Source organism: Lentzea roselyniae (assembly GCF_039537795.1).
Classification (GTDB): domain Bacteria; phylum Actinomycetota; class Actinomycetes; order Mycobacteriales; family Pseudonocardiaceae; genus Lentzea; species Lentzea atacamensis.
Genome location: NZ_BAABBE010000004.1, coordinates 23,598 through 36,749, shown reverse-complemented (window position 1 = coordinate 36,749; position 13,152 = coordinate 23,598). Strand labels below are relative to the sequence as shown.

At 70.5% G+C, this 13,152-nt stretch carries 13 protein-coding genes and 1 pseudogene; 7 read left to right on the top strand and 7 right to left on the bottom strand.

Annotated features, from left to right (window positions below; all coding sequences use genetic code 11):
* Positions 1 to 69: 69 nt before the first annotated feature.
* A complete protein-coding gene (locus ABFX45_RS07665; protein ID WP_346128653.1) occupies positions 70 to 1,002 on the top strand; it encodes a cobalamin biosynthesis protein in 933 nt (310 codons plus the stop codon).
* Here the strand turns inward: ABFX45_RS07665 and ABFX45_RS07660 are convergent.
* From ABFX45_RS07660 to ABFX45_RS07645, 4 genes are read right to left on the bottom strand one after another with little or no spacing between them, the layout of a single operon-like run.
* Positions 910 to 1,731 carry an SURF1 family cytochrome oxidase biogenesis protein gene (locus ABFX45_RS07660; RefSeq protein ID WP_346128651.1) on the bottom strand — a complete coding sequence of 274 codons (822 nt, stop codon included), beginning with the start codon at positions 1,729 to 1,731 and terminating at the stop codon, positions 910 to 912. The two genes, ABFX45_RS07665 and ABFX45_RS07660, sit on opposite strands and share 93 nt — an antisense overlap.
* 4 nt (positions 1,732 to 1,735) lie before the next feature.
* Positions 1,736 to 2,284, bottom strand: coding sequence for a DUF1349 domain-containing protein (locus ABFX45_RS07655; protein ID WP_346128649.1), 549 nt, complete (start codon positions 2,282 to 2,284; stop codon positions 1,736 to 1,738).
* A gap of 4 nt (positions 2,285 to 2,288) precedes the next feature.
* Positions 2,289 to 3,020 carry a fructosamine kinase family protein gene (locus ABFX45_RS07650; protein ID WP_346128647.1) on the bottom strand — a complete coding sequence of 244 codons (732 nt, stop codon included), beginning with the start codon at positions 3,018 to 3,020 and terminating at the stop codon, positions 2,289 to 2,291.
* A complete protein-coding gene (locus tag ABFX45_RS07645) occupies positions 2,999 to 3,406 on the bottom strand; it encodes a low molecular weight protein-tyrosine-phosphatase (protein ID WP_233439274.1) in 408 nt (135 codons plus the stop codon). Before ABFX45_RS07645 ends, ABFX45_RS07650 begins: the two co-directional genes overlap by 22 nt.
* A 108-nt stretch (positions 3,407 to 3,514) precedes the next feature.
* On the opposite strand from ABFX45_RS07645, the gene ABFX45_RS07640 reads away from it, so the two are divergent.
* The 5 genes from ABFX45_RS07640 to ABFX45_RS07620 all read left to right on the top strand — a co-directional run bounded on the left by ABFX45_RS07640 (position 3,515) and on the right by ABFX45_RS07620 (position 7,634).
* Positions 3,515 to 3,721: a hypothetical protein gene (locus ABFX45_RS07640; RefSeq protein WP_030472678.1), complete on the top strand. Its 207-nt coding sequence runs from the start codon at positions 3,515 to 3,517 to the stop codon at positions 3,719 to 3,721.
* Between the two features lie 36 nt (positions 3,722 to 3,757).
* A complete protein-coding gene (cobC, locus tag ABFX45_RS07635; RefSeq protein WP_346128643.1) occupies positions 3,758 to 4,753 on the top strand; it encodes an Rv2231c family histidinol phosphate aminotransferase CobC in 996 nt (331 codons plus the stop codon).
* Positions 4,750 to 5,790, top strand: coding sequence for a Nif3-like dinuclear metal center hexameric protein (locus tag ABFX45_RS07630; RefSeq protein ID WP_346128641.1), 1,041 nt, complete (start codon positions 4,750 to 4,752; stop codon positions 5,788 to 5,790). Before cobC ends, ABFX45_RS07630 begins: the two co-directional genes overlap by 4 nt.
* Positions 5,787 to 6,524 (top strand): zinc ribbon domain-containing protein, encoded by a 738-nt coding sequence (locus ABFX45_RS07625; protein WP_346128639.1) that lies wholly within the window; start codon positions 5,787 to 5,789, stop codon positions 6,522 to 6,524. Before ABFX45_RS07630 ends, ABFX45_RS07625 begins: the two co-directional genes overlap by 4 nt.
* A 114-nt stretch (positions 6,525 to 6,638) precedes the next feature.
* A complete protein-coding gene (locus tag ABFX45_RS07620; RefSeq protein WP_346128637.1) occupies positions 6,639 to 7,634 on the top strand; it encodes a hypothetical protein in 996 nt (331 codons plus the stop codon).
* Positions 7,635 to 7,683: 49 nt separating this feature from the next.
* On the opposite strand, the gene ABFX45_RS07615 is transcribed toward ABFX45_RS07620, so the two are convergent.
* Both ABFX45_RS07615 and ABFX45_RS07610 read right to left on the bottom strand, forming a co-directional pair.
* A complete protein-coding gene (locus tag ABFX45_RS07615) occupies positions 7,684 to 7,914 on the bottom strand; it encodes a hypothetical protein (RefSeq protein ID WP_346128635.1) in 231 nt (76 codons plus the stop codon).
* Between the two features lie 6 nt (positions 7,915 to 7,920).
* Entirely contained in the window at positions 7,921 to 8,832 is a 912-nt protein-coding gene (locus ABFX45_RS07610; protein ID WP_346128633.1) for an NAD(P)/FAD-dependent oxidoreductase, read from the bottom strand.
* 146 nt (positions 8,833 to 8,978) lie between these two features.
* Here ABFX45_RS07610 and sigJ point away from each other — a divergent pair.
* Positions 8,979 to 9,870, top strand: a pseudogene (gene sigJ / locus ABFX45_RS07605) (RNA polymerase sigma factor SigJ).
* Here the strand turns inward: sigJ and ABFX45_RS07600 are convergent.
* On the bottom strand, positions 9,812 to 12,838 hold the full coding sequence (locus tag ABFX45_RS07600; protein ID WP_346128631.1) for an AfsR/SARP family transcriptional regulator: 3,027 nt from the start codon (positions 12,836 to 12,838) through the stop codon (positions 9,812 to 9,814). The pseudogene sigJ and the gene ABFX45_RS07600 sit on opposite strands and share 59 nt — an antisense overlap.
* Between the last annotated feature and the right edge of the window lie 314 nt (positions 12,839 to 13,152).

The window sequence follows — 13,152 nt, the reverse complement described above, 5'->3', positions numbered from 1 at the left end:
CGGCCACCCTAATGCGCGCGCTGGTGTGATGCGGCGCTACCGTGCCTACAGCGAGCTGGGGAGGATGCCGTGGGCGCGGGGCGCGCGTTGGGGTTGTTGCTGGGCGTGGCCGCGGACGCGGTGTTCGGTGATCCACGCCGATTTCACCCGGTAGCGGCATTCGGCAGCTCTGCCGCGGCACTCGAGAAGCGCGTGTACGCGGACTCCCAGGCCGCCGGCGTCGCGTATTCGGCGGTGCTGGTGGGCGGAACCGTGGCCCTCGGCGTGGCGGTCGAACGCGCTGCCCGCCGCCACTGGCTGACGCAGGCGCTGGCGACCGGTGTGGCGACCTGGGCGGTGCTCGGCGGCCGTTCGCTGGCGGCCGAGGGCACCTCGATGGGCCGCGAGCTCGATTCGGGTGATGTGGACGCCGCTCGTGCACGGTTGCCGCATCTGTGCGGCCGTGATGCTTCCCGCCTGGACACGCTCGGTTTGGCGCGCGCGACCGTCGAGTCCGTGGCCGAGAACACCTCGGACGCCGTCGTGGCGCCGCTGTTCTGGGGCGCGGTCTTCGGCGTTCCTGGTCTGCTGGGGTACCGCGCGGCGAACACGCTCGACGCGATGGTCGGCCACAAGTCCCCGCGCTACCTGCGCTTCGGCTGGGCGTCCGCACGCCTCGACGACCTGCTGAACCTGCTGCCGTCCCGGCTGGCGGCGTTGCTGACCGTCGGCGGCGCCCCGGTCGTCGGCGGCTCCGCCTCGCAAGCGCTGGAGACCTGGCGCCGTGACGCCTCAGCGCACCCGTCGCCCAACGCGGGCCAGGTCGAGGCGGCCTTCGCCGGCGCGCTGGAGATCAGGCTCGGCGGCCGGACCGTGTACTCGCACGGCGTCGAGGAACGCCCCGTGCTGGGCCACGGCCGCAACCCGGACTCAGGTCACGTGACGCGTGCGGTCGAGCTGTCCCGCGTCATCGGCTTCTCGGCTGGTCTCGTCAGCGCCGTCATCGCCTTCTTCCGCAAGTAGCTCGGCGATCGACTTCTTGCGCTTCTTCGTGCCCTCGTGCAGCACGCCACCCGGCCGTGCCTCGCGAATGGTGAAGTACAGCCACCCGCCGACCGCCATGACACCGAACGCGATCCACTGCAGCGCGTAGGAGAAGAACGGCCCCGATTCGATCCGCGGCAGCGGCAACGTGTCGAGCGCCCCCGGCTGCTTCTCGATCAGCTGGTAGTAGCCGGGTTCGATGCCGGGCCCGACGGCGTTGTTGTTGATCGAGTAGATCTGCCTCCGCCCGTCCTGCTCGAACGCGGGCTGCTCGTTCGACTCGTTCGGCCTGGCCAGCCCGACGATCGTGACCTCGTCGGCCGGTGCGGCGGCGAAGTCCGGCGGCTTGATGCCGTTGACCGGCCTGACGTAGCCGCGGTCGACGAGGACGGTCTGACCGCTGGTGGTCCTGAACGGCGTGATGACCTCGAACGCGGCCTCGCCCTGGACGGTCCGCAGTCTGGCGAGCGCTTCCAGTTCCGGCAGGTAGAGGCCCTTGAGCTCGACCTTCTGCCACTCGTCGTGCCTGGCCCCGAACGGCACCGGGTCGCTCTGCAGCGACTTGGTGATGGCGGCGTTCTGCGCCTGGCGCTCGTCGTTGCGGCCGAACTGCCACGGGGACAGGAAGTAGATGCAGGCACCCGCGAACACCCAGACAGCCAGGGTCAGCGCCAGCCAGCCCGGCCTGAGGAGGAACTTGAACCGCACGACTTCACGGTAGTTGCGTGACCTGGACCTCGTGGAACTGGGTCACGAACCCCTCGCCCTCCGGACTCGCCGCCATGATCCCGACCTTCGTCTCGATCTGCGGCGGGAAGTACGCCTTGCGCAGCACCTTGGTGGGTTCCTCACCGTCGACCCCGTACCGCACCCACACCGCGTCCCCCTTCCGCTCGGCGGAGATCGTGAACCGCTCGAACTCCCCGGTGAGCGCGAGGTTCCAGTCCGAGAACCCCCTGGTCACGACCGTGCTGGCCTGCAGCTTGCCGTCGAACACCTCGACCCCGGCCTTGATCCAGTTCTCGCCGTCGATCACCAGCCCGATGCCCGCGTGGTCGTACTGCGCCGCGTACTCGCCGCTGAACGTCGCGGTGATGGTGAAGTCGCCGGCCAGGGTCACGCCGTAGAGGTGACCGTTGTCGCGGATCACGCCGTTGCCGGTGAGGCGCCAGAAGTCCGAGTTCGGATCGGCGTGCACGGTCAGGGGTTCGGTCGACCACTTCCGCGGCTCGTTCAGCCACGTCCACCCAGTCAGGTCCATGAGCTCATCCTTGCAAAACAGAGCGTGCGGTGGCCAAGACTTCTGACCGGTATCCGCCACCGAACAGCACGGCGTGCACGAGCAGCGGGAACAGCTGGTGCAGCTTGACGCGTGCGCGCCAGCCGTCGGCCAGCGGAGCCACCTCCTGGTAGGCGCCCAGGACGTCGTCGAGGAACGGGCACCCGAAGAGCTGGAGCATCGCGAGGTCGCTCTCCCGGTGCCCGCCGTGAGCTGCCGGGTCGATCAGCCACACCTGGCCGTCCGCGCCCCACAGCACGTTGCCGCTCCACAGATCGCCGTGCAGCCGCGCGGGCGGCTCCGGCGGGCCGGCGAGCTCGGTGATGCGGGAGCACACCTCGTCCAGGTCGAGGCCTGCCTGCCGGGCGTACGGCTGAATGCGTTGTGACGCGAACCACTCCGGCCACGACGGTGCCGGCTCGTTGACCATCGGGGCCATCCCGATGGTCGCCTCGCGCGGGCCGCCCGGCGGTGGGGCGCCGAACGCGGGGGCGCCGGCCAGGTGCAGGGTCGCCAGGCGGCGCCCGAAGGTCACGGCTGCCTGAAGATTTGGCGAGCCGTGCGGGATCTCGTCCATCACCAGCACGCCGCCGTCGGACGAGTGCACGAACGGGATCGGCGGGCCGCCCTCGACGCGCAGCCACCGCAGGCCCGCCGCCTCGGCAGCGGTGGCCTGCGGTGACTGGTGCTTCGTCCTCAGAGCTGCTCGCGAACCCACGCGATCAGCCCCGGCATCGCCGCCTCGATCATGACCAGCACTTCTTCGAAGCCGGAGTCGTCGCCGTAGTAGGGATCGGGCACGTCGGCGCTGTCGGCGTCCGGGTCGAACGAGCGCAGCAACCGGATGCGATCGGGATCGGCCATCCGGCGCAGCGCCCGTGCGTGGCCGGAGTCGAGCGCGACCAGCAGATCGGCGTCCAAGTGCAGGTCAGACACCTGCGCGGCCACGTGGTCGGTGGGATATCCGTTGTCCGCCAACGTCTTCATCGCTCGCGCGTCGGCGGGATCGCCGACGTGCCAGCCACCGGTACCGGCACTGGACACCTCGACCAGAGAGGACAATCCTTCCCGGATCAGCCATTCTCGGAAGACGAGCGCTGCCATGGGGGACCGGCAGATGTTGCCGGTGCAGACAAAGGCGACCTTCACCGCCACACGGTAACGCTCAACCGCTGTCACAAGATGTATGGACAAACGACATGGAGGCCGCCCATGCAGACAGGTACCGACGTGCCCCCGCAACGGGAGATCATCGGGTGCACCGACGCCCTCGGGCGCCGACGTGCGTTCGAGGTGTACCTCAACGAGAAGGGTCGCGTCTGCTTCCGCACCCCGCCCGGTGAGTCGGCCCAGCTCGACGCTTTCCAGCTGGACGAGCTGATCAGCCACCTCACCGAGCTCCGCCGCTACATGCAGTGACGCGGTGCTCTGAGCTGGTCGCCTAGAATTCCGGCGATGACCAGCCCAGACCTGCGCCACCACGGTGACGTCGACGCCGCACCCGGCCTCGCCGACTTCGCCGTCAACGTGCGGGTGCCGCACCCGCCCGCTTGGCTGCGCGAACGGCTGGCCGCGGCGCTCGGCGACCTGGGCCGTTATCCCTCGAAACAGGCTGAGGAACGCGCCCGTGCGGCCGTCGCACGCCGTCACGGGCGCTCGCCTGACGAGGTTCTGCTGCTCAACGGCGCCGCGGAGGGCTTCGCGCTGCTGCCGAAGCTCGCGCCGCGCCGGGCCGCGATCGTGCACCCCGGTTTCACCGAGCCTGAAGTGGCGTTCCGCGATGCCGGAATTCCGGTGGACCACGTGCTGCTCGACGGCGACTTCACGCTGTCCGGCACCGCCGTGGACGCCGACCTCACCGTCATCGGCAACCCGACGAACCCCACGTCGGTGCTGCACCCGAGCGCCGCGCTCAAGACTCTGCCCGGCAAGCTCGTCGTGGACGAGGCGTTCATGGACGCCGTGCCGGGTGAGCCCGAGTCGCTCGCGCACGACCCGGACGTGCTGGTGCTGCGCAGCCTCACCAAGACCTGGGGCCTGGCGGGGCTCAGGGCCGGCTACTTCCTCGGCGACCCGGAGACCCTCCAGCGCCTGGCGCACGGACGTCCGCACTGGCCCGTCGGCAGCCTGACGCTCGAAGCGATCACCGCGTGCTGCGAGCCGGAGGCGCTGGAGGCGTCGCACCGGTTCGCGCTCGAAGCCACCGAGCACGCCGCGTACGCGTTGGAGCAGCTCCAAGATCTGGTCGTCGTGCCGCCGAAAGCGCCGTTCGTGCTGATCAGGGTGCCGAGGGGTACGCGGGAGGCGTTGCGGGACAAGGGGATCGCGGCACGGCGCTGCGACACCTTCCCCGGTCTCGACGACACGTACCTGCGCGTGGCGATCCGGCCGCCGGAGGAGTTCGCGGTGTTCGTGGACGCGCTGCGGGTAGTGATGGAGGAACTGGCGTGAAGCTCGCCGACGTGATCGCGGCACTGGAGTCCGCGTATCCGCCGAAGACCGCCGAGAAGTGGGATGCGGTCGGCCTCGTCTGCGGCGATCCGGCCGAGGAGGTCACGCGCGTGCTGGTCTGCGTCGACCCGACGTCGTCCACTGTGGACGAGGCGGTCGAACGCGGCGCGCAGCTCCTTCTCGCACATCACCCGCTGCTCCTGCGCGGCGTCAACGGGGTTCCGGCCGACGACCCCAAGGGCGCGCTGGTGCACAAGCTGATCCGCAACCGCGCCGCCCTGTACTGCGCGCACACCAACGCGGACTCGGCTCTGCCCGGCGTCTCGGACGCGCTCGCCCGCGCCATAGGCCTCACGATCACCGGACCGCTGGACGCCGCGTCCCGCGCACCGATGGACGTGCTGACCGTGTTCGTGCCGGTGACGAACGCGGAACAGGTGCTCAAGGCGCTCACCGACGCCGGCGCCGCCGCGATCGGCGAGCAGGACGACTCACGTCTCGAGGTGGTCCTGCCGAGGGCCTGGCGATCGGCCGTCCTGGCGGCGCTGCGAGCCGTGCACCCGCACGAGGACTTCACCCTGCAGGAGCTCGCCGACCTGCCGGGTGACACCGGGCTTGGCCGCATCGGCGAGCTGCCGGAGGCGGAACCGTTGCGCGTCTTCGCCCAGCGCGTGGCCGACGCCCTGCCCGCCACGGTGCAGGGCGTGCGCGCCGCCGGCGACCCGGAACGCCTGATCAAGCGGGTCGCGGTGTGCGGCGGCGCGGGCGACAGCTTCCTGAGCACGGTGCAGCGCGCGGGCGTCGACGCCTACGTCACCGCCGACCTGCGCCACCACCCCGCGAGCGAGCACATCGAGTCCGGTGGCCCCGCGCTGGTGGACGTGGCGCACTGGGCCAGCGAGTGGCCGTGGTGCGAGCAGGCGGCGGAAATCCTGCGCGAGGCCTTCGGCGGTAGGGTCCAGGTACTCGTCTCCACCCGCCGGACCGACCCGTGGACCGTCGGTGCGACGAGAACAGCAGCAGGAGGACATGCGTGAAAGCCGATCCCGCAGTGCAGCGCAGGCTGCTCGACCTGGCAGAGGTCGACGCCGAACTGGCGCGTGTCACCCACCGTCGCCGCACGCTGCCCGAGATCGCCGAGATCGCCGCGGCCGAGCAGCTCGTGCGCGCGAAGCAGGACGCGCTGGTGGCCATCGAGACGACGCTCACCGACCTGGACCGCGACCTGAAGCGCCAGGAGACCGAGATCGACCAGGTCCGCGCCCGCGGGGAGCGCGACCGCAAGCTGATGCAGTCCGGCGCGGTCGGCGCCAAGCAGCTCACCGACCTCGAACACGAGCTCGCCACCCTGCAGCGCCGCCAGGGCATCCTCGAAGACGACCTGCTGGAGCTGATGGAACGCCGCGAGGCCGTCGAAGCCGACGTCTCCTTCGCCCGCGTGGAGCTCGACAAGGCCCGTGAGGCCCTGGAGGACGCCACCAGCCGCCGCGACGCCGTCCTCGCCGACCTGGAGTCGACCGAGACCAGGCGCAGCGCCGACCGCTCGATGATGGCCAAGGGCCTCCCGGACGACCTGCTGAAGCTCTACGACCGCCAGCGCGAGCAGCGCGGCATCGGCGCGGCACCGTTCCAGTCCCGCCGTTGCGGCGCGTGCCGGATCGAGCTCGACCGCGGCGCGGTGTCGAAGCTGAAGGAAGCGGGCGCGGACGAGATCGTGCGCTGCGAGGAGTGCGGCGCCATTCTGGTCCGCATCGGTGAGCCGAAGGCCTGAGTTCGTTGTGGAGCCGGAGCCGCGCCCGGCCTGGCCGGGTGCGGCTCTTGTAGGGGACGTGTAGAACGCCTCCGTAACTTCCTTCCCGTAATTCGTTTCTCGGGAGGGGTAGACATGCGCAAGGCCTTGTCCGCGGTCGTCGCCACAACGTTGGCGCTACTGGCTTTGAACGTGCCGGCGGCATCAGCCGCCACCAGCGTCAACTTCGAACCGCGCACCGTGCTCGGCCCCGGCATTCCGCGGGACGGCTCCCGCACGGACCAGAACGTCGTGGAGCTCGGCTCGGTCACCATGAATCTGACGGCGGCCCAATCCGCACAGGTCGTCGCCGTGATGCGGGTGAATTCCGCGACCATTCGCACCTTGTTCGACAACGAGATCGTCTGCAAATGGGACGGTGGCGGCAAGAACGCCGTGCTGGGCCAGAACGTGTACCAGAAGGGCAGCGGCGCACCCCAGTGGGAAGACCTGACGCTGACCACCAGCCAGCTCGTCCACCCCGGCAAGGCCGCTCTGGTGACCTGCACCGCCTTCATCCGCACGGCCTCGCTGGGCTTCGACGACTCGACCGTCAACCTCGTCAGCGGTTCGATGCGCATCGTGCCGACGACAGGGCCGGCCATCCAGGCCACCGTGCCCGCCGGGCTGCTGAAGGTCGACGCAGCGAACCCGATCGTCCGTCAGCCCGCGCTGCCGATCTTCGACGTACCGGCGGGAACCAAGAGCCTGAACGTGGTCGCCGACGTCGAGTACCTCGTCTGTCACACCATCAGCGCGTGCAACAAGTCGAAGTCGTCCCAGGCCTCGTACACGCTGTTCGTGAACCAGTGGAAGTCGGACGGGACGTTGTGCCACACCGATTCCACCGGCGTCACCCTGGACACGCCCTACTACGTGCACCACGTGGTGGTGCCGCTGAAGATGTCCGGGTTCACGGTGAAGACGGACGCCGGCTGTGCGCCGCGGTTCAACGCCTACGTTCTCGTGAAGTGGCTGGGCGGTGAGACCGGCGCAGTGCAGGGCACGGCGAACAACCTCACCGACGGACGCGGTTCGACGGGGCGGCACAACTCCGACATGAGCGCGGTCTACGCGATCCCGGTGCAGTGACCGAACACAGCGGCACCGTCCACATCGGATGGTGCCGCCGTACGCGTGCTCAGGCGGAGACCGGACGCGGCCCGCCCTTGGCCCACAGCAGGGAACCGGGCTTGCGCGCCTCCAGGCGGATCTTCGCCACCCCGAGCTTGCACGTCAGCTCCTTGTAGGCCGCACCGAGACGACCGCCGAAGCAGAAGTTCAACGCGGAGTCGTCCTTGCGGGCGAACTGCCGCAGCCCCGCGCGCCGGCCGAGGCTGACGCACGAACCCACCAGCGCCACGTCGAGCACCGGCGGCTAGGTGCCCGCGATGCGGCTCAGCACGGTGTCGACGGCCTGCGCTGCTAGCGGCGCGGCGATCTGGCCGCACATCCGCAGCGGCAGGCCGGACGGCGCGGCGGCGTCGCCGGCCGCGACGATTCGGTCGTCGTCGACGCTGGTGAGGGTCTCGTCGGTGAGCAACCGGCCGAGCTCGTCGGTGCGCAGCCCGCTGGCGGCGGCCAGCTCCGGTGTGCCGAAGCCGGTGGCCCAGATGGTCAGCGCGCTCGGCCGCACCTCATCGTTGGCGAAAACGACGGCCTCCGGCCGGACCTCGGTGACCGCACCGCCTTCGAGCACGGTGACGCCGTGCCGCGACAACCACTTGGCGATGTAACGGCGACCAGGGGCACTCAGCGATGGCGCGAGGATTCCGCCGCACACCAACGTGACCTCGCGTTTCTGCTCGGCGAGTTCGGCCGAGGTTTCGATGCCGGTCAGCCCGCCGCCGCCGACGGTGACCGGGGCATCGCGGCGCAGCCCTGCGAGCTTGCCGCGCAACAGCTGCGCGGACTCCAGTTCGGCGATGGAGACGGCGTGCTCGGCCGCGCCACGAACCGACGACGGGATCGGCGCGGTGCTGCCGACCGCGTAGACGACGTAGTCGTAGGCCAGCGCACGGCCCGATGCCAGCCGCACCTCGCGGGCGGCGGTGTCGATGAGGGTGACGCTGTCGACGACCAGGTCGACGCCGTCGTCCAGCAGCGTGCGGTAGTCCACTGTGGCCTCACCGGTGCCCGCCACGAATTGGTGCAGCCGGACGCGGTCCACGAACTCCGGCCGCGGGTTGACCAGGGTGACGCCGATGTCGTCGCGCTGCCGCAGCCGGTTGGCCGCGAGCGTTCCCGCGTAACCGCCGCCGATCACGACAACCTGGTGAAGTGCGTGCATGGCGAGTTTCCCCTCTCGCTGAACGGTGTCTCGCCAAGTCCGACCACGCACCGCCGCGAAGTGTGAGGTGATGCACGGCACCTCACACTTCGCCGCGCTGTCCGGTCGAACAGGTGAGGGAAGATGCGGACCGAGGGGGCCGGACGATGACCACGCAGCCAGAACCGATGGACGAACGCCGCCAGCTGATCAATCTCGCGTACCGGCTGCTCGGTTCGCTGGCCGACGCCGAGGACGTCGTGCAGGAGGCCTATGCCCGCTGGTACGCGCTCACGCAGCGGCAACAGGAAGCCATCGACTCACCCGGTGCCTGGCTGAACAAGGTCACCGGCCGGCTGTGCCTCAACGTGCTCTCCTCCGCCCGTGCCCGGCGCGAGACCTACGTCGGCGAGTGGATTCCCGAACCACTGCCGGAACCCACCGAGTGGATCACCCGGCCGCCCGGCCCCCGACCCCGCGGACCGGGTCACCCTCGACGAGTCGGTCACGATGGCCTTCCTCGTCGTGCTCGACGCGATGACCCCGGCCGAGCGCGTGGCGTTCGTGCTGCACGACGTGTTCCGGTACACCTTCGCCGAGGTGGCGGACGTCGTCGGGCGCACACCGGCGGCCTGCCGCCAGCTGGCCTCCTCCGCCCGCCGCCGCATCCGGGCCGCGCACGCTCCCGTGACACCGGTGCCGAGGCAGTCGGGCATCGTCCGGAACTTCAAGGTGGCACTGGAGTCCGGGAACGTCGAGGCGCTCGTCAGCCTGCTCGACCCCGGCGTCACGGCGATCGCCGACGGTGGCGGCCAGGTCAGCACCACCCTGCGCCCGATCGAGGGCGCGGAGCGGGTCGCGCGCTCGTTGCTCCTGCTCCAGGACAGGCTCAAGGACCTGACGATCCTCGAACGCACGATTAACGGCCAGCCCGGCCTGATCGCCCAGCAGGACGGCGTCACCGTGTCCGTGTACGCGTTCGAGGTCGCCGGTGACCGGATCACCCGCATCTGGGCGGTGCGCAATCCCGAGAAGCTCCGTCCGTGGACGACGGGCTGACGGCCAGCTTGGCCGCCACCACGTCCGCCTGGGGCGTGCCGAGCCGGCGATAGATCGTGAGTGCTCGCTGCCAGTGCTCAGCGGCTTGGTCGTGTTCGCCGAGCGCGGCATGGGCGTCGCCGATGCCCGCGTATGTGTGTGCGTTCTCGAGGAAGATTCTTGGCCCGTCCTCCACGGTCAGCGCCTCGAGATAGAGGCTGAGCGCCTTCGCGGGGTTTCCTGCGGACGTGTGCGTGGCGGCCAGTCCGTTCAACGCGGGGATGAGCTGTGCGGTATCACCGGCGGTGCGTGCGATGTGCAACGCCGTGTCGAGGTGGCTGATCGCCTCCTCGTGTTCGCCGCCCTCGCGGAGGGCGATTCCGATCATGCGAATCGCGGTGCCCTGAAAGGGACGGTGGCCGGCGTCCTGCGCGACGCTCAGGGCGAGACGCGCGTAGTCCAGTGCCTGGTGGGCTCGGCCCAGCTCAGTGTTGATCTCGGACATACCGCACAACACGGTTATCTCGACGTTCCGGTCTCCGTTGTCTCTGGCGATGGCCAACGACTGCTCGAGCAGTCCGAACGCCTCGTCGTACCGGCCGAGGGCGTGCAGGATCAGTGCGTAGTTGTTGGTGGCTGCCGCCTGCTGGCTTTTGTCGCCGAGTTCCTCGTGGAGAGCCAGTGCACGGCGGATGAGGTCCGCGGCGTCGGACAGGTTCCCGTGCCGCCGGGTCACAGCGCCGAGGTTGCTCAACGTGACGGCCAGTAGCGACTGGTCGCCGACCTGCTGATACAGGGCCAGTGCGCGCTCCAGGTGGTCGATGGCCTGCACGTTGAGGCCCACGCGGTGGGCCGCCACGCCCAGCACCCGTCGGGCGTTGGCTTCCGCGGCGAGGTCGCCGAGAGCCTGGGCGGCGTGCAGTGCGCGAGTGTGCAGCGCGAACGCGTCGTCGCGGTACCCGCCGATGTGGAGGTAGCGCCAGACGGTGTCCGAGACGTTGACCACGTGGTCGGGCTCACCGTGCTGGGTGGTGGCGAGCAGGTTGGCCCGTTCGCGGTCCAGCCAGCCGAACGCCGCGTCGTAGCTGCCGAACACAGGTGACTCGGAGCCCGGTGAAGCGACCTTCGGCCTGCGCTTGGCCTCGTGCGGGGCGATGAGGTCCATCGCGGCGGACGCGGTGCCGACGTAGTAGTCGCACAGCCGGGTCAGTGCCGCGGCGCGTCCGGTCGCATCGTCAGTGGCTTCGGCCAGCTCGGCGGCATAGGCGCGCAGCAGGTCGTGCGGCTGGTACCGCCCGGCGGAGGGCTGGTCCACGAGGTGGGCGCGCACCAGCACGTCGAGTGCCCGGCGGGTCTCGCGCAGCCCGCTCCCGGCCATCGCCGCCATCGCGTGGGCGTCCACGTCGTGCCCGTGGTGCACGCCGAGCAACCGGAACAGCCGGGCGACGGCGGGGTCGAGCCGCTGGTACGACCAGGAGAACACCGCGCGGACCGCGGTGTGCGGGTCGTCGTCCGCGGCCAGCAGGTCCAGCGCGTCCTGCCGGTCGGCGAGTTCACCGGCCAGCTCGCGGATGGCCTGGCCCGGCCGCGACCGAACCAGCTCGGCAGCGATCCGCAACGCCAGCGGCAACCGCGCGCACCGTTCAGCCAACGCTCCGACGGCCTCCGGCTCGGCATCGGCCCGTGCGCCGAGCAGGTCGTGCAACAGCTCCACCGCGTCGGCGGCGGGAAGCCGGTCCAGGTCGATCCGATGCGCGCCGTAGCGGGCGACGAGTCCTGCCAGCGAGTCACGGCTGGTCACGACCGTGCGGCAGGACGAGCCGGCCGGCAGCAACGGGCGCACCTGGTCGACGGTGCGGGCGTTGTCCAGCAGGATCAGGATCCTGCGCTGGTCGACGAGGGTGCGGAAGCGGGCAGCCCGCTCGTCGAGGTCCTCGGGGATCGCCGCGCCGTCCAGGCCCAGCGCGCGCAGGAAGCCCGCCAGCGCGTCGGCGGGCGACACCGGTTCGTCGGGACCGTAGCCACGAAGATCGACGTAGAGCTGGCCGTCGGTGAACCGGGCGCGCACCCGGTGCGCCCAGTGCACGGCCAGCGCCGTCTTGCCCACCCCGGCGGTGCCGGCCAGCGTTGTGATCACCACGGTCGCCGGCAGCCCGTCCAGCTCCGCGAGCTCGGCCTCCCTGCCGACGAACCCGCGCACGTCCACCGGGAGCTGGGCGGGAACGTCCCGGCGGTCCGCCGAGGGTTCGGGCCCGGGTTCCGGCAGGTCGTCGGCGAGGATGCGGCGCTGCAGCTCACGCAGTTCCGGCCCCGGTTCCAGGCCGAGTTCCGACACCAGCGCGTGCCGGGCCGCGCGGTAGGCCTCCAGTGCCTCCGACCGCCGCCCGGCCCGGTACAGCCCCGTCATCAGCAGCTCGTGCAACCGCTCCCGCAGCGGGTGCTCCCGCACCAGATCGGTGAGCTCACCGAGGACCGCCTCGTGCAGACCACAGGCGAGCTCGGCCTCGTACAGCGCCTCCACGGCGGTGAGGCGGCGTTCGGCGAGCCGGCGCGCCCAGTCGGCGAGCACCGGCACCTCCACGTCCGCGAACGGCTCGCCCCGCCACAACGCCAGCGCGGCACGCAGCGACTCGATCGCGCGCTGGGGCTCCCGTTCCGAAGTCGCCGTCCCGGTCTTGACCAGCGCGTCGAACCGCCCGGCGTCGACCTCGTCCTGCCCGGCCCGCAACCGGTAGCCGGTCTCGCCGAACGACAGCCGGTCCGGCGTGTCCAGCAGGCCACGCAGCCGATGCACGTGCAGCTGCAGCTTCTGCGGCGCCCTCGGACCCGGCTGATCACCCCACAACGCGTCCGTCAGCACGTCGACCGGCACCGGCTGGTTCGCCCGCGCCAGCAGCACTCCGAGCAGTGTCCGCTGCAGCCGGCCGGACAACACCTCCGCCCGGTCGTCGCAGCGCACTTCCACCGGCCCCATCACGCGAAACTCCATGCGCCCCCCACCATCCGGTCGTCATCTCCGAGTCTGACATTCGGTGGAGAGCGCTTTCCGGCGTTTCGCGGAGTTTCGTCAGGCTTGGCGCAGCTTTTCAAACCTGGCAGCCGTGATCGATCTCCTCGTAGCGAATGGTGACCAGAAATGTGGCGGCCAGAACCCCGGCGCCGGTCGCCGCGAGAGCGTCATCTCCGCTCCGAGCGGCTAGAGTGGGGGCCGCAGAGTCGTTGCTCGGCTCGTTCACTCGCTTCGTCACCTCGCGGTCTGTGCGCCCGCCGTGGCTTCGCAGCGACCTGAGGAAGACGGAGTCC